The sequence below is a fragment of the Celeribacter baekdonensis genome (genome assembly GCF_900102315.1).
GTDB lineage: Bacteria > Pseudomonadota > Alphaproteobacteria > Rhodobacterales > Rhodobacteraceae > Celeribacter > Celeribacter baekdonensis.
This window is the reverse complement of the sequence record NZ_FNBL01000003.1, coordinates 337,936-354,107: the sequence shown is the minus strand read 5'-3', so window position 1 is coordinate 354,107 and position 16,172 is coordinate 337,936. Positions and strand designations below refer to the sequence as shown.

At 57.7% G+C, this 16,172-nt stretch carries 12 protein-coding genes; 7 read left to right on the top strand and 5 right to left on the bottom strand.

Annotation, left to right across the window (positions count from 1 at the left end; all coding sequences use genetic code 11):
• Positions 1 to 5: 5 nt before the first annotated feature.
• Entirely contained in the window at positions 6 to 911 is a 906-nt protein-coding gene (phnD, locus tag BLT54_RS08250; protein ID WP_074643366.1) for a phosphonate ABC transporter substrate-binding protein, read from the bottom strand.
• A gap of 63 nt (positions 912 to 974) precedes the next feature.
• Positions 975 to 1,799 (bottom strand): phosphonate ABC transporter ATP-binding protein, encoded by an 825-nt coding sequence (phnC, locus tag BLT54_RS08245; RefSeq protein ID WP_074643363.1) that lies wholly within the window; start codon positions 1,797 to 1,799, stop codon positions 975 to 977.
• Positions 1,800 to 2,031: 232 nt separating this feature from the next.
• Here phnC and BLT54_RS08240 point away from each other — a divergent pair, with 232 nt between their 5' ends.
• Positions 2,032 to 3,123 carry an AbrB family transcriptional regulator gene (locus tag BLT54_RS08240; RefSeq protein WP_218129376.1) on the top strand — a complete coding sequence of 364 codons (1,092 nt, stop codon included), beginning with the start codon at positions 2,032 to 2,034 and terminating at the stop codon, positions 3,121 to 3,123.
• Between the two features lie 36 nt (positions 3,124 to 3,159).
• Here BLT54_RS08240 and BLT54_RS22530 read toward each other — a convergent pair whose 3' ends face one another.
• Positions 3,160 to 5,028 carry a sulfotransferase family 2 domain-containing protein gene (locus BLT54_RS22530; protein ID WP_074643359.1) on the bottom strand — a complete coding sequence of 623 codons (1,869 nt, stop codon included), beginning with the start codon at positions 5,026 to 5,028 and terminating at the stop codon, positions 3,160 to 3,162.
• Between the two features lie 379 nt (positions 5,029 to 5,407).
• Between BLT54_RS22530 and BLT54_RS08230 the strand changes: the two genes are divergently transcribed.
• From BLT54_RS08230 to BLT54_RS08220, 3 genes are read left to right on the top strand one after another with little or no spacing between them, the layout of a single operon-like run.
• On the top strand, positions 5,408 to 6,424 hold the full coding sequence (locus tag BLT54_RS08230; RefSeq protein ID WP_176832850.1) for a glycosyltransferase family 2 protein: 1,017 nt from the start codon (positions 5,408 to 5,410) through the stop codon (positions 6,422 to 6,424).
• 26 nt (positions 6,425 to 6,450) lie between these two features.
• The gene (locus tag BLT54_RS08225) at positions 6,451 to 8,679 is read left to right on the top strand and encodes a glycosyltransferase family 2 protein (protein WP_074643356.1); all 2,229 of its coding nucleotides are present in this window, start codon (positions 6,451 to 6,453) and stop codon (positions 8,677 to 8,679) included.
• Complete coding sequence (locus tag BLT54_RS08220) at positions 8,676 to 9,623, top strand: hypothetical protein (RefSeq protein WP_074643352.1); 948 nt, start codon at positions 8,676 to 8,678, stop codon at positions 9,621 to 9,623. The genes BLT54_RS08225 and BLT54_RS08220 overlap by 4 nt, the downstream gene beginning before the upstream one ends.
• Before the next feature lie 128 nt (positions 9,624 to 9,751).
• On the opposite strand, the gene rpe is transcribed toward BLT54_RS08220, so the two are convergent.
• Positions 9,752 to 10,450 (bottom strand): ribulose-phosphate 3-epimerase, encoded by a 699-nt coding sequence (gene rpe, locus BLT54_RS08215; protein WP_009572234.1) that lies wholly within the window; start codon positions 10,448 to 10,450, stop codon positions 9,752 to 9,754.
• Positions 10,451 to 10,628: 178 nt separating this feature from the next.
• Here rpe and BLT54_RS08210 point away from each other — a divergent pair, with 178 nt between their 5' ends.
• The 3 genes from BLT54_RS08210 to BLT54_RS08200 all read left to right on the top strand — a co-directional run bounded on the left by BLT54_RS08210 (position 10,629) and on the right by BLT54_RS08200 (position 14,955).
• Positions 10,629 to 11,501, top strand: a complete 873-nt coding sequence (locus BLT54_RS08210) for a helix-turn-helix domain-containing protein (protein ID WP_074643348.1) — start codon at positions 10,629 to 10,631, stop codon at positions 11,499 to 11,501.
• 70 nt (positions 11,502 to 11,571) lie between these two features.
• Positions 11,572 to 12,585: a deoxyribose-phosphate aldolase gene (gene deoC, locus BLT54_RS08205; RefSeq protein WP_176832849.1), complete on the top strand. Its 1,014-nt coding sequence runs from the start codon at positions 11,572 to 11,574 to the stop codon at positions 12,583 to 12,585.
• A gap of 24 nt (positions 12,586 to 12,609) precedes the next feature.
• A complete protein-coding gene (locus tag BLT54_RS08200) occupies positions 12,610 to 14,955 on the top strand; it encodes an aldehyde dehydrogenase family protein (protein ID WP_074643591.1) in 2,346 nt (781 codons plus the stop codon).
• A 231-nt stretch (positions 14,956 to 15,186) separates the two neighbouring features.
• On the opposite strand, the gene BLT54_RS08195 is transcribed toward BLT54_RS08200, so the two are convergent.
• On the bottom strand, positions 15,187 to 16,068 hold the full coding sequence (locus BLT54_RS08195; protein WP_074643345.1) for an SIR2 family protein: 882 nt from the start codon (positions 16,066 to 16,068) through the stop codon (positions 15,187 to 15,189).
• Positions 16,069 to 16,172: the final 104 nt, after the last annotated feature.

The following is a 16,172-nucleotide window of genomic DNA, read 5'->3' as shown; positions in this document are numbered from 1 at the left end:
TGATCTCAGTTGGCTTTCGACAGACGTGCGGCCACGATGGATTCGTAGGCGGCATGGGTGATCGGCTGGAAGCCCAGAGTTTCGCCTGCGGCCATGCCGTAGGTGCAATCGGCGTCGGTGTTGATCATATTTTCGACCAGCGCGGTCATGGTGGCTTTGGCATCAGCCGGCAAAGATTTGCGCAGCACAACCGGACCCTCAGGGATCGGTTTGGAACGCCAGATTTCCACAAAATCGTTCATGTCCACAAGACCCGCGTCAACCGCCTTGCGGAACGCACCGGAGTTGTACCCATCTTCCCATGCGCCTTGGCCATCGGCCCAGGTCACGCCAGCGTCGATGTCGCCATTGTTGACGGCAACGATGGTCTGTTCGTGACCGCCGGTGAATTTGACCTCACCGAAATAGTCGCCGGACTCCATGGTGATACCATCTTTGTACTGCGGGATCTCGATGGAGGGGATCAGGTAGCCGGAGGTGGAGTTCGGATCACCGAAACCAAAGCTCTTGCCAGCCATATCGTCAAGCGAGGTGATGCCGGAGTCTTTGCGTGCGAAACCGATGGAGTGGTAGCCGTAGGACCCATCCATGTTGATTTTGATGAGCACGGGCTCAACAGCCTCAGGGTCTTGGATGTAGATGCCAGCGTAGGAGGACGCGCCGAGCCAAGCCATGTCGATGGTGCCGCCCAAAAGGCCCTGCATCACGCCGTTATAATCGGCGGGGGCAAAAAGTTTGACCGGAACGCCAAGGGCCTCTTCGGCATAGGCGCGCAGGCATTCGTTGGAATTCAAACGGTCTTGGGCGTTTTCGCCACCCAAAAGGCCGATGTTGAATTCTTTGATCTCTTGAGCATGCGCCGCGCCAACAAGGGCGGTGGTCGCAAGAACAGCAGCAAGCAGGTGTTTCATCTGTTTCTCCAGGTTGTATTGCCCGCCAAAGGTTCGGTGAAAGGCGGGCGGGGATGAAAGCGGTTAGATCGCGACTTCGGCATTGCGGATTTCGGCCGCTTCAATGTCGTGGTGATCGCGAATTTCGGTGGATGTGGCAGCCTCGGAAAAATCCGCGCCCGCGCCATAAATGTCGCGCGCCACACCGGTTGTGAGCTGTGCGGGGGTTCCGTCAAACACGACGCGCCCGTCACGCATCCCGATGATGCGGTCGCAATAGCGCCGCGCAGTATCGAGCGTGTGCAGGTTGGCGATGACCATGCGCCCGTCTTCGTCATGGATGCGCCTGAGCGCTTCCATCACGGTTTGCGCATTCATCGGATCGAGCGAGGCGATGGGTTCATCGGCCAAGATCACTTTCGGGTCTTGCATCAACGCGCGCGCAATCGCGACCCGTTGTTGTTGACCACCCGACAGCGCCTCGGCGCGTTTCTCGGCGTGTTGGGCGATGCCCAGACGGTCGAGAATGTCGATGGCTTGGTGGATGTCGCTTTCGGGATAGAGGTTGAACATCGTCGCCAAGGTCGAGCGGCGGCCCAACGTGCCATGCAGCACGTTCGAAACCACATCCATGCGCGGCACAAGGTTGAACTGTTGGAAAATCATCGCGCAGGTCGATTGCCACTCGCGCTTGGCCTTCCCCACAAGCGGCAACACATTGCGCCCCTCAAAGGCCAATACACCCTCAGACGCCTCGGTCAGCCGGTTCATCATGCGCAAAAAGGTCGATTTGCCCGCACCGGAGCGGCCAATGATACCGATCATCATCGGGCGGTCCACGGTAAAGCTGACGTTGTCCACGGCGATGTTGCCACCAAACCGCTTTGTCAGGCCTTTGACTTCGAGCATTCTGATCCCCTCATTTCGTTGCGGGGATAAAGCACAGAGTCTGAAACCGCTTTGTGACGCTCTGGCAAAAGATTTGTAACAGCCCCCTGCCCCTCTTTTTCTTTTTCGCGCCTCTGCGCCAAAAATCGCAGATCACGCAGAACCCATGTGCGCAAAAACCGTGTAGCCCGCCTTGCTCCACGCCCTGAGCACAGTATGGTGCCCCTAACCGAATAGAGCCTAGGTTGCTACCTTGCCCCAACGCCCATCTCCCATACCCCCATCCCCCATACGCCCCGACCCCAAACGTCTTGCGCTGATCGTGCTGACCCTGTGCCTCGGTGCGGCGGGCGGCACCGGGTTTTACCTGGCACATTTGCCCTTGCCGTGGATGCTTGGGCCGATGTTGGTGATTTTCACCTGTGTGATGGCGGGCGCGCCACTTGAGGCGCCAAATGCCTTGCGTCCGATCGTGATCCCGGTGATCGGCGTCATGCTTGGGTCAAGCTTCACCCCCGAGACCTTTCACCATCTGGCGCGTTGGGGCCTCTCCCTGGCGGGGCTTGCGGTCTATCTGGCGATGGCTGCGGCGCTTGTTGTCCCATTTTATATCAAGGTCGGGCGGCTTGACCCGATCACCGCGTTTTTCTCCGCCATGCCCGGCGGCCTCAACGAGATGACGGTGATTGGCGGCGCGCTCGGGGGCGATGAAAAGCGGATCATTCTGGCCCATGCCGGGCGGATCGTCGTGTCGATCTCGATCATCGCGCTGTGGTTTCGGGTGATCCTGGGCTATGAGGTGCGCGGCGTGTCCTTGGCCTCAGATCCGGCCACGTCGATGACGGCTTTGAGCGCATTGATCCTGATCGGCTGTGCGGTTTTGGGCGCATGGATGGGCGAGAAATTGCGGCTGCCCGCGCCCGGACTTTTGGGGCCGCTGGTGCTGTCAGCGGCCGCGCATATTTCCGGGCTGACCCATTCCTCGCCCCCGGCCCTGATCATTGTGGCGGCGCAGGTGATCCTTGGCTCGTCCATGGGCGCGCGGTTCAAAGGCGCAGGCGGGCGGCTTGTCGCCGAAACGCTGTTGCTCACTTTGGGGGGCACGCTTTTGATGATGGCACTGTCGCTGACGGTGGCCATGCTGTTTCACAGCGTGTTCGGGCAAAGCGTGGAACAGGTGCTTTTGGCCTATGCGCCGGGGGGCTTGACCGAAATGTCCTTGGTGGCTTTGGCGATGAATGCGGAGGTCGCCTATATTTCGATCCATCACCTCGTGCGGATTGTGATCATCGTGGCCGTGGCACCAACGCTGTTGACCAAAATCGCAAAACGGATCGGGTATTGATCCCCGATCCGTTTTGACAGTTTCTGACGAATTTGATCACGCGGCGGCGGATTGGCTCAGCCGGGCTTTGACCTCTTCATACATTTCGAAATCGGGGCCAAAGGCCTTTTCGAGATTTTTCAAATCCTTCGCAGACAGGGTCTTGATCAGCTCAGAGGATTTGGTTTTGTGGCCAAGGGTGCGCCTTGTGTCGACGATCTCCCCCGCAGCTTCTGTACCAAAACAGGTGCCAACGATTTTCTCCATCGCCGCATCCATCTCTTCCACCAGCCCGATGTAATCATAGTCGATCAAATCATAGCTGGTCTCTTTGCGCTGAAGCCGCCAATGCCGGTCCAGATCACGCGCGCCCTCATCCTCGGCCAAAAGCGCGATGAATTGTTTGAGCGTGATATTGCTGTTCTCGTCACGGCCAAGATAGCGCATCAGGCGGCCTTTTTCTTTTTCATTGCCGTCAATCTTATCGGCCCAGGCCGACACGGTGCGGCTGATCGGGTCGCGGATCACGGTGAATTTGAACACATCCGGGTCCGCCAAAGCGTCCATGATCATCTGTTCATTCAGGGCTTTCAAACCGCTCATCACCAGATTGGCGGGCGGGGAATGGACCGAATTCAGCGTTTCCATCACGCCGTTTCCCTCGTCGCCCCGAGCGCGTGCCATTTGCCGGATCAAGGTGGCCATCACCGTCGAACAAGCCGCTTTTGAGGTCTTCATAAACAAAAACTTCGATCCCGGCGGGGTAAAGGCCGACAGGTTCGCGGTTTGCAGGAAATGCCGGCGATGGATGTAATTCGCCATCAGATCGGAGGCGGAAACACCGCCCACGTCGACCGGAACAAACAGGTCGCTGGCATGGTCGCGAATGCGGTCGCGGCAGGCGCGGACCAGTTTGTTGTCGACCTTAAATTCTTTGGCGACTTGGCCGAAGGATTTGTCACCTTTGAGGGCCTCAAGACCGATCCGCGCCATAAAGGCCGGGTCACCAATGACCAAACCCTGCGCGGGGTCGGACGGTTTCGCCTTGTTGTCTTTGGCGGCGGTGTCTTTGGCCGCACCGTCATCGACCTGCGGTTTGTGACGGGTCATGATCGGCGCTTTGGCCGGATCAATGTCATGTTTGCGCAACAGCGAGGCGAGGAAGGATTTCGGGTGCGGCGCGCCGCCCTCTTTCTCGATCAAACGCATCCGCATCCGGCGGCCATAGAGGTGCACAGAGGTGGTTTTGTCGGTCACATAGGGCGACACATCAACGTCGCGCTTCAACATGATCCGGCGGTCTTTGAAGGTGAACGGATAGAGCACCTCCTGTGGGAAAGCATATTTTTCTTCGCCGGTTTGGTGCAAGAAATGGCTGACCGCATGTGGCCCCCACACGCCCCAAGGCTGTTCGGAGGCGTGAACCGGAGTGCCCTCGGCCTTTTTCTGTTCCAACTCGGCTTGGTATTTCTCGCCGTAATAACTTGGGATCGAAAACTCGTCGGAGGTGAATTCCAACAGCGCCTTCAACGCATCGCTGTCTTTCGGCAGACCCAGCACACCACCGTTGATGTGCTTGTCACTTTCCCAGCCGAAATAATGCCCGGTCTTGGTCTCAAACGGGCGCATGCAATAGGCGTCTGTGTCAGCCCAGATCACATTGTCGCTTTTTTCCAACATTTTATAGCGGAAGAGATCGGAATGCAGCGCAGGCGAGCCGGTGCGTTCATGTTGCAGGAAATTCGTCTGCGGCAGGAAATCATTGGCATCGCCAAGCTCGATCCCCTCTGGGACGTTTTCAAGCGGCCCGTAATGATAAAGAACGACCTTATGCCCTGCATCGACAAAGGATTTCAAACAAAGCTGTTCGAGGTAACTCAGCGGACCTTCCATCCACAACGCACCGATCACTGGTAACTGTGCCATTTTTCCCTTCCAGAGCAAAAGACTATCGACTGTGACGCATATCGCAGAAGCATCCTAAAATACAGTTGAAAACCGCATTGTTTCGAATGGGGAAACAACTGCGGCACCGCCGCACCACTTCAACCGATTGCGACACAAATGCGCACTCTGAGTGCGAAACACAGCTCTGGACCGACACGGACCCAAGACCTTTGCTCCCGCGCGCTTGACTTGGCCGGGACCATATGAGACCACAAAGGCCAGAAAAACAGGGCCGAAACGGTCGAACTTGGCAGGCATCTGGCACAGTTTGGACATCAGGCTCCGTCACCGTGTCGAATGACAGAGTCGCACAAGAGTTATGCGCGGACCATGCGCCGCAGCTACGGGTAGGTTAAGGGTGAACACACTCGCGATCACATGTCTGCGCGACGAGGGGCCTTGGCTTCTGGATTGGCTCGCCCATCATAAAGCCGCCGGTTTTACCCATTTTCTCATTGCCTCACATGACTGCACCGATGGCAGCGCTCAGATGCTTGATGCCTTGGACGCGGCGGGTCTCATCACCCATGTGCCCTTTGACCCAAAGGGGGAGAAATCGGTGCAATGGCAGGCAATGAAACTCCTGTCCAAACACAAACGCTACCGGAGCGCCGATCTGGCGCTGTTTTTTGATGTCGATGAGTATCTGGTGATACAAGACGCGGGGTCTGTCGCGAAATTGATGCCAGAGACGGCAGACGCGATGCCGCTGCGCTGGCATCTGTTTGGCAACAACGGGTTTGGCACATGGGATGATGTGCCGGTGCCCGAGCGCTTTACCATGGCTGCGCCTGACGGCATCACCTTGCCCCTGGCGCATTTTTTTAAAACGCTGCACCGGCCCAAAGCCTTTCGTGACTTGGGCGTGCATCGTCCGAAGAACCCCAAGGACCAAGATCTGCCAAACTGGGTGTCCGCGAGCGGCGCCGCCCTGCCCACTGCCTTTGCCGCGGCCCAAGCCCGGATCAACCTGTTCGGCGTGCCGCATGAAAAAGAACGCGCCTGGCTTAATCATTACTCCGTGCGGTCGATCGAAGAATTCGTGCTCAAATCCGCACGCGGCCTGCCCAATCATATGCAAAAGCCGGTCGGCGCGGGCTATTGGGCGGAACGGAATTTTAACATCACTCCCGATACACGCATCACAGCCATGCGGCCTGCGGCCCATAAGCTGCGATCTGAGATGGCCGCGTTTGAACCGTTGCATCAGGCCTGTGTTGCCGCCCATCGCGCGCGGCTCAAAACCTTGATGTCGCAACGCGATGTGGTGGAATTGATGTGGCAACTGACCCTCATGGGCGGCTCAACCCCGCCCGGCCCAACGCAATTGGCCGCGCATCTGGCGCGGCTCAAAGCCCTGACACCAGAGGCCTGATCCAAGGCATGAGCCCCTCCTCCCCCATGACCCAACTCATCACACGCACCCTGACCCACAGCACACTTGGCCCCGCCACGCTTTTGGCGGCCATTGGTCTTGAAAGTGGCAAGGCCGAATTGTTTTTCAGCCGCAGCACTCAGATGAGCGAGGCGGTGGCACAAAACCTGTTGCTGGATGCCGAATTGAAATCCGTCGGCGATGCGCCCTGGATCACCGGGACCGTGCCAAGCGAAGGCATCCGCGCCTATTTCCAAGGTGCGCTTTGCGACATCATCCCGATGGCCCCCGAGCCCGCGCATATGGCCGGACGCAACGTGGCGCTGTCCACGCGCAATGGCGAGAGCGCGGAGGTGGTTTTGGAATGGCTGCGCTATCACGCGGTGCATCAGGGCATGAATGGCGCGGTGATATTGGACCGGGCGCGTCCCGGCTCAGACACTGCGTTTGCCGAGGCTTTGGCCAAGGGGCTGGCCAAGATCAGCCCCGATATGGTGGTGATTTTGGTGGATTGTGATGTGCCGCTGGGCCATGCCCATTTGCCCTCTGAGACCCATCCTTACGTCACCCCCGGCGCGCCCGGCAAGGATCGGATGGAGGTGCCCGAGGCCGATCCGTGGAGCGCGCCTTTGGCGGATGTCTTGGTCTATGAGATTTTGCGCCACCTGTATTTGCATGAGGCGCGCGCCGTGGCCAATATCGAGGTCTATGACCTGATCCCGCCCGCGCCCGAGGGCTCGGTGTTCGATCTGGCGCAAGAGGCCGAACATGGCGTTGTGCAACTGATCGGCCAGCAATGTTATCCGTGGCGGGTGCGCGATGGCGACACGGTGCAGTTTGCCGATCACATCTGTATCCAGTTCGATGAGAAAAAGCGCCGGGGGCGCTGGTGTGTGGCCCCGGCCAAACTGCCCGAGGGGGCGGTGTTTCGGCTGATCCGGGTGGGCGGCGTCGAACCGACGACGCGCTACGGGTTTTACCGCTATATGGCGCTGCGCCACGTCGCGCCCACCGTGTCGCGGATCGTGCCGAAAGCCTCGCTCATTCATGCGCAGGCGCTCATTGACATGGCCGCCTCGGAATGGGGTCACAAACCGATTTTGATGCCCGAAGAAAAGGTGGCCAAACCGCCACGCGGCGACAATTCGGTGACCATTGTCACCTGTATGAAAAACGAAGGCCCGTTCATTTTGGAATGGATCGCCTATCACCGCGCCATCGGGGTTGAGGGTTTTTTGGTCTACACCAATGATTGCACGGATGGCACCGACACGTTTTTGGAGCTGTTGCAGGCCAAGGGTTATGTCCAACACCGTGACAATAAGTTCCACGACACGGGCCTCAAGCCACAACACCACGCCTTGCAAAGTGCCGAAAACGAAGAGGTTGTGACGGGTGCGGATTGGGCGATTTCGATGGATGTGGATGAGTTCATCAACATCAAAGTCGGGGATGGCACGATGAATGCGCTGTTTGACGTGGTGCCCGATGCCAATCTGATTTCTTGCACATGGCGGCTGTTTGGCAATGCCGATGTGCATGACTATGAAGACGCATTTCTCTTGGCGCAATTTGACCGCTGTGCGCCGGAGTTTGCCAACAAACCGCATCAGGCCTGGGGCTTTAAAACCCTGTTTAAAAACGTCGGCCTGTTCAAAAAACTTGGCGTGCATCGGCCCAAAGGGCTCAAGCCGCAAATCTGGGACAAAATCCGTTGGTACAATGGCTCGGCCAAGCCAATGCCGAAAAACGAGTTTCGCAACGCGTGGCGTTCGAATGCCGCGACCTATGGCTATGACGTGGTGCAGCTCAACCACTATGCCGTGCGCTCGGCCGAAAGCTTTTTGGTCAAACGCGACCGGGGCCGGGTGAACCATGTGGACCGCGATCAGGGGTTGGCCTATTGGTTCCGCATGAACAACAATTACGAGCAAGAAACTTCGATTCAGCGGATGATCCCGCGGTTGCAGGTGGAATTTGACCGGCTGATGGCCGACCCTGACATTCGCGCCCAGCACGAGGCCTGTGTCAAAGCGCACCGCGAGAAAATCGACGCGCTGCGTGCCACCGAAAACTACGCCGCGTTTTACCAGGAGTTGACCGGTTGGCGGATGGAAAAACTGGCGCGGATGCATCGGCATTTTGGCGCGAATGTCTTTTTGAACGGACCCCAAACCGTCCCGGATGAAATCGTCGCCAAAGACCCCGACGAGGATTTCTTTTTCACCGTGGACAAAGGGGAGACGGTGCATTGACCGAGACCGATCAAACCACTGATCAAACCACCGATCAAACCACTGTGCGCAGGCGGGTTCATTTGCATATTGGCGTTCATTTTGCCGGGACCACCCGGATCGTCGAGGGTCTGCGGCAAAATTCGCAAGGCTTTGCCGAACGCGACATTCGCACGCCGCCAGCGCATCTCTACCGACGGGCGATAACCGAGCTTTTGGAGCGTCTGGACGGCTTGCCACCGATTGAAGCGGAAGAGATCGCGCTTTTGGACGAAATTCTTCAGGGCAACACCGCCAAGGCGGTGATCATGGCCGACGCCAACTGGGCCTCGCCCTTGGCCAGCGCCCTTCATGCGGATCGGCTGTACCCCGACATTGGAACACAGATTGCCCCGATTGCCGAACTGTTTGAAAGCTCGGATCTGCGCCTCAGCATGGCCCTGCGCAACCCGGCGGTGTTTGCCCAAAACCTACAGGATTCCGGCAAGGCGCGGGGGGCGACGAGTGCGTTTTTGCGCAGCGTCCAGCCGGAAAGCCTGCGCTGGCGCGACACGGTAGAGGCCCTGCGCAGCGCCTTGCCCAAAGTGCCCTTGACGCTGTGGTGCGAAGAGGACACGCCGCTGATCTGGCCACGGGTGATGCGTCAGATCGCAGGCCTGCCCAATGACGCCAAATTGCGCGGCACTTTCGCCGCCCTGCGCGATCTGATCCAACCGGAGGGGCTGAAACGGCTTCAGGTGTTTTTGGCCGGACATCCGCCCGAAACAGACGCCCAATATGAGCGGACGATTTTGGCATTTCTGGACAAATACGGCAAAGAAGACGCGCTTGATGAACCCTGTGATTTGCCGGGTTGGGACGCGGGCGTGATCGACACGGTCACGCAGCATTACGAAGAAGACATCGCGGACCTGTCCGCCCGCGATGACATCACATTCCTTTTGCCTGCGACCATCGAGGGCTAACAACCCTCTTGGCGCTTAAAGCGTCACGCCTTTCACCTGAGACAGGGGAAAGGCGTGACGCTACCAGACATATCAATGGTGTGGGCGCTCCGCCATAAACCCGTGATTCAGGTTTATGGCGCAACGCTTTAAAGCACTTTTGCCGCAGCGGCGCGGATGGCGCGGATGTTGTCGCCATAAGGCGCCGGATTGTTCACCGAGCCGCCTTTGAACACGGCAGAGCCCGCCACAAGAGCATCCGCCCCTGCGGCCACCACCAAAGGTGCTGTGATCGGATCAACACCGCCGTCGATCTCGATGTGGATCGGGCGATCACCAATCATCGCCCGCAGTTTGCGCACTTTTTCGACCTGAGAGTGAATGAATTTCTGGCCACCGAAGCCCGGATTCACCGTCATCACACAGACCAGATCGACCATATCCAACAGGTAGTCGACCACCTCAACAGGGGTGCCCGGATTGAGCGCCAGCCCTGCCTTTGCGCCGGCCCCACGGATGGCTTGCAACGTGCGGTGGATGTGCGGGCCGGCTTCGACATGGGCGGTGATGATATCGGCACCCGCTTCGGCAAAGGCGTCGATATAGGGATCGACCGGAGAGATCATCAAATGCACGTCCATCACGGTTTTGATATGCGGCCGGATCGCCTTGCACATCGCCGGACCAAAGGTCAGGTTCGGGACAAAATGCCCGTCCATCACATCGACATGAATCCAATCGGCACCCTCGGCCTCGACCGCTTCGATCTCACGGCCAAAATTGGCGAAATCGGCCGCGAGAATGGAGGGGGCAATTTTCACGGAACGGTCGAAAAGAATATCGGTCATCTGGGCGATTCCTCAGGGTGGTCTATGCTTGCCCGTGGCCTTACCCGGTTTAGGGCGCGCTGTCACCCGAAGAGCGCCATGCTCGCGAATGCAGCAAAACCGCGATTGCATCGCGAAATTTTCATGACGTGGCGGAATTTCATGCGGTCCAAACAGGGTCCTGTGTTAGGTTTTTCACATGACGCCAGCGAAACTGATCCTGATCGAGACCGCGACCAAAGATATTTGGGCCAAAGACATTTTAGCCAAGGGCGAGGAATTTCATTTTTCACGCTCAGTTTTGTCTCGTGCGCGGCCAAAGGCGCTGCACAACCAAGATTTTTACGAGCTGTTCTGGTTGCACAATGGACGGGCGCGCCTTGTGACGCCTGAGGCGAGACTTGCGCTGAATGAAGGTGACATCGTGTTTTTGTCGCCGGGTCATCCGCATGGATTGCAAGGCGTCGGCGAGGAAAGCCATATCGTCAATGTCATCATCCGAAAGCGCCGAATCAAAGAGTTATTGGCGCGATTTCCAGAGGTTGCACAGGTGTTCCCCGGCCCCGGTGCCGCCCCGATCGTGATCCACCGCGACATGCGGCATTTGTCGCGTCTTTCGGCTGCGGCCAAGGCACTGGATGCCGCCCCACGCACGGCGCTGTACCTCGAAGCCTTTCTTTTGCCCTTGATCGCAGAACTGGCCAGTGAAGCGCGTGATCAAAGCGCCGCCATGCCGGTTTGGCTCAATGAGGCCATGATCGCGGCGGAGAAACCGGAGGTGTTTCGCGATGGCGCCTCCGGGCTTGTGGCGCAATGTGGCAAAGCCCATGCCCATGTCGCGCGCACGATGCAGGCCTCTTTGGGAATGACGCCTTCGGATTTCGTCAACGGGCTGCGCATGGATTATGCCGCCCGGCAATTGCGCGGCACGCCGGATTCGCTCTCTGAGATTTCTGAGGAGATCGGCATTCAAAACATGAGCCATTTTCATCGACTGTTTCGCACCCGTTTCGGCATGACGCCGCGGCAATACCGGGTGAAACATCAAAAAGGCGTGGCCCAGCCCATTTGACCAACTGGTCAATGATTGCCAAATCTCTCTGCACATGCCAGCGTACGGGCAAGCAAGGACGGAGCTTTCCATGGGCACACCCGAAATGACCAAAGCTGATACCAAAGTGGCCACCTCAGGCACGCATCTGCCGCAGATCCATGAACCGCGCAATCCGGGCATGGCGCTGGATCTGGATGTGATCCGGGGCGTTCAGGCCAACACCTCGGCGATTGAACGGCGTTGTGCCACCCTGCCGGGGCGGCGCAGTGTCAAAAAGGATCACCAAGCGGCGTGGCTTTTGAAAGCCATCACCATGATCGACCTGACCACCTTGGCGGGCGATGACACGCCGGGCCGGGTCAAACGGCTTTGCGCCAAGGCGGCCCATCCGGTGCGTGCGGATATTCTGGATGCGCTTGGCATGGGTGCGCTGACCACAGGCGCGGTCTGTGTCTATCACGAGATGGTGGAAACGGCTGTGGCGGCTTTGGACGGCACCGGCATTCCGGTCGCCGCCGTCTCCACCGGCTTTCCGGCGGGTCTGTCGCCCTATCACCTGCGGGTCAAAGAGATTGAGGAAAGCGTCAAGGCGGGGGCGAAAGAGATCGACATCGTGATTTCGCGCCGCCATGTTTTGACCGGGAACTGGCAGGCTTTGTATGACGAAATGCGCGAGTTTCGCGCCACCTGTGGCGAGGCCCATGTCAAAGCGATTTTGGCCACCGGCGAGCTTGGCACTTTGCGCAATGTCGCGCGCGCGTCGCAGGTCTGCATGATGGCCGGGGCCGATTTCATCAAGACCTCCACCGGCAAGGAAAGCGTCAATGCCACCCTGCCCGTCTCTCTCGTGATGATCCGCGCGATCCGTGATTACCATGCGCGCACCGGCTACCGCGTCGGTTACAAACCGGCGGGCGGGATTTCCAAGGCCAAGGACGCTTTGGTCTACCTGTCCTTGATCAAAGAAGAGCTGGGCAACCATTGGCTGTCACCGCATCTGTTCCGCTTTGGCGCCTCCTCGCTTTTGGGCGACATTGAGCGCCAGTTGGAACATCATGTGACAGGTCACTATTCGGCGGGCTACCGCCATGCCATCGGTTAAGCGCCCGCAAGAAGGATCAAAATGATGACCGTAAAAGAGATTTTCGAGACCATGGATTATGGCACAGCGCCGGAATCGGCGGCGGAGGCTTTGGCCTGGTTGGTGGAGGGGAGCGATCGGTTTGGCCATTTCATTGATGGCAAAATGACCGCGCCTGCAACAGCGCCCGGTGAGGTGTTTTTGGCCAAAAACCCGGCGACGGGCGAGGTGCTTGCGCATCTGACCCAAGCCTCTTTGGGCGAGGTGGACATGGCCGTGGCGGCCGCCCGAAAAGCCCAAGCCAAATGGGAAAAACGCGGCGGCAAAGCCCGCGCCAAGGTGCTTTATGCTTTGGCCCGTCTGGTCCAAAAACACGCGCGCCTGTTTGCCGTGTTGGAGACGCTGGATAATGGCAAACCGATCCGCGAAAGCCGTGACATCGACGTGGCTTTGGTGGCGCGGCATTTCTATTACCACGCAGGCATGGCGCAGTTGATGGACGAGGAATTGCCGGGGCGCGCGGCGCTTGGCGTGTGTGGGCAAATCATCCCGTGGAACTTCCCGCTGTTGATGCTGGCGTGGAAGGTCGCGCCCGCGATTGCCATGGGCAACACTGTGGTGTTGAAACCCGCCGAATATACCTCGCTCACCGCCCTTTTGTTTGCGCAGATTTGCCAAGAGGCGGGTGTGCCCAAAGGTGTGGTCAATATCGTGACCGGCGACGGAGCCGTGGGCGAGATGATCGTCACCCATCCAGACATCGACAAAATCGCCTTTACCGGATCGACCGCCGTCGGTCGTCGCATCCGCCAAGCCACGGCTGGATCTGGCAAATCGCTGACCTTGGAGCTGGGCGGAAAATCTCCCTATATCGTCTTTGAAGACGCCGACATTGACAGCGCTATCGAAGGGCTGGTCGATGCGATTTTCTTCAATCAGGGGCAGGTGTGCTGCGCCGGATCGCGGCTTTTGGTGCAAGAGGGCATCGCGGAGGATTTCCACGCCCGGCTGATTGATCGCATGTCGAAACTGCGCATTGGCAACCCGTTGGACAAATGCATCGACGTGGGTGCCATTGTGGACCCGAAACAGTTGGAACGGATCGAGGCGCTGATTGCCAAAGGCGGTATGGAAGGCACGGTCCATCAACCCTGCCCCGCGCCCGAGGGCTGTTTTTACCCGCCGACTTTGATCAGCGGATTGCACCCCTCTGCGATGCTGATGCAGGAGGAAATCTTTGGTCCCGTCCTGGTCTCCACCACCTTCCGCACGCCCGAAGAAGCGGTTCAGGTTGCCAACAACACCCGCTTTGGTCTGGCCGCCTCGCTGTGGTCTGAGAACGTCAATCTGGCGCTTGATATTGCGCCAAAACTGGTCGCAGGCGTGGTTTGGGTCAACGGGTCGAACATGTTTGACGCCGCCGCCGGATTTGGTGGCATGCGCGAAAGCGGGTTTGGTCGTGAGGGCGGTTGGGAGGGTCTGATGGCCTACACCAAGCCCAAGGGCAAAACCACCACCGTCAAGCCCGCGATGGCGCATTCAAAGCCCGACACGGTGGAGGTTCTGAACCTTGATCGCACCGCGAAACTCTACATCGGCGGCAAGCAGGCGCGGCCTGACAGTGGCTATTCGCAAGCGATCTATTCGCCCAAGGGCGCGCTTTTGGGCCATACCTCTCTGGCCTCGCGCAAAGACATCCGCAACGCGGTGGAAGCGGCGCAGTCTGCCAAAGGCTGGACCAAGGCCACAGCGCACAATCGAGCACAAGTGCTTTATTTCATTGGTGAAAACCTCTCGGCCCGCGCAGATGAATTCGCTCAGCGCATTCGCGATTTGACCGGCACTACAGAGACCAAAGCCAAAGAGGAGGTCGCGGACGCCATCGACACGCTGTTCACCTTCGCCGCATGGGCCGACAAACTGGACGGAGCGGTGAAACCCGTGCCGATGCGCGGTGTGGCTCTGGCGATGAATGAGGCCGTGGGCGTGATCGGTGCGTTTTGTGATGACCGGCCTTTGGGCGGGTTGATCGACGTCATCGCCCCCGCCATTGCCATGGGCAACCGGGTGGTCGCGGTGGCGTCTGAAGCCTATCCCTTGGCCGCGACTGATTTTTATCAGGTGCTCGACACCTCCGATGTGCCTGCGGGCGTGGTCAATATCCTCACCGGATCGCATGCCGAGTTGGCAAAGCCGATGGCGGGTCACATGGATATTGAGGCGGTGTGGTCGTTTTCCTGTGCTGACATTTCCAAAACGATCGAGTTGGAAAGTGCCGGGAACCTCAAACGCACTTGGGTCAACTTTGGTCAGACGCGAACCTATGCGGCGCGCGATTGGTTGGCGCAGGCCACGGACGTCAAAACCATCTGGGTGCCCTACGGCGAATAACGCGACATCAAAACGAGACACGAAAAAGGGGCCATCTGGCCCAGCCCCTAACAGTAAATGTTGAAATGAAAACTTCGATTGACCCAAAGTGGCCAATTTCCCCTTAGGAATTACCCTGAACGGCTCCTTTGAGAGAATCTGCGGGGATTTCTAAGCGAACATTGTCTCGAAAATATCTTCGCCGGACTTCGGGCTTGCTTGGGGCGCATCTACCCAAGGGATTTTCTGTGATTAGTCTTTCTCTTTCAGATTTCTAATGGATCGGATCACCTTGGGGATCTCATCATAGCTTCCAACCCAAATTGGAGCGACCTTCAAGCTGGCCAAGTCCTGTTCGAGAGCCTTCATAACAAATCTTGCAGCTTCTCGCTCATTTCCGGATTTTCCTGATCTGGGGGATTTGAAAATCGCGTAGTGAGTGTGGGTGAAATTCAAGTATGCAAAGGCATCGAGGAGCCTTCGGATGTTTGGATCTTGCATAGACATGCCAACGAACAAACAAGTGTAGTTGGTTAGCAGCGATAGCTGAATCAAATTCGACCATGAATATGGGTTGGAGTAGAGCGAGTTATACTCCTGCTCGCCCAGAATAATTTTCGCATCTTTGATATTCTCTGGGGCAGCGCTGTATGGAAGCAAACCATGTGGGTGGTAGATGCATGTCCCGCGGAAATTGTTGTTAAACTTTTCTCCCTCCACTACAGAGTGTGTGGTAAAGCCGTTGGCACCGTAAGCCTCTTCGAGCAAATCGTCATAGTTAAAGCAGCAAATCCGCCGGATGCCTGACTTTGTGATTTCTTGAACTGTTGGTGAGATTTGAAATGGTTCGCTATATAGGGCGTTTGCTACTGCAATAGTGAACCGATCGCCAAGATGGCTTCGCAATACTCGCGCCCTAATGATCGGGGCGTGTTGGTTTGTTGCGTGGACAGCGCGAGGGACATTTCCATTAAACGCAATTTGGGTGGTTCTTTCCAAAAGGGTCTCCCAGTCGGGAAGGCCGCACGCCACCGAGACTCCAGCTCCAACAAAAAGCGACACCTTTCCACGCCGGTTAAGCATTGAGAGGTGGTGAATTGGATTGTGGTTCATGTTCTTCTTATTCTTGGCCATGTTGCTCTCACATTGTGTTCGATTGGTATATTGGCCATTCCAAAATAAACAGAACAGGCGAATTGCGCGGCTGCTTCAAATTTCAACATCTACCGTTAGGGGCT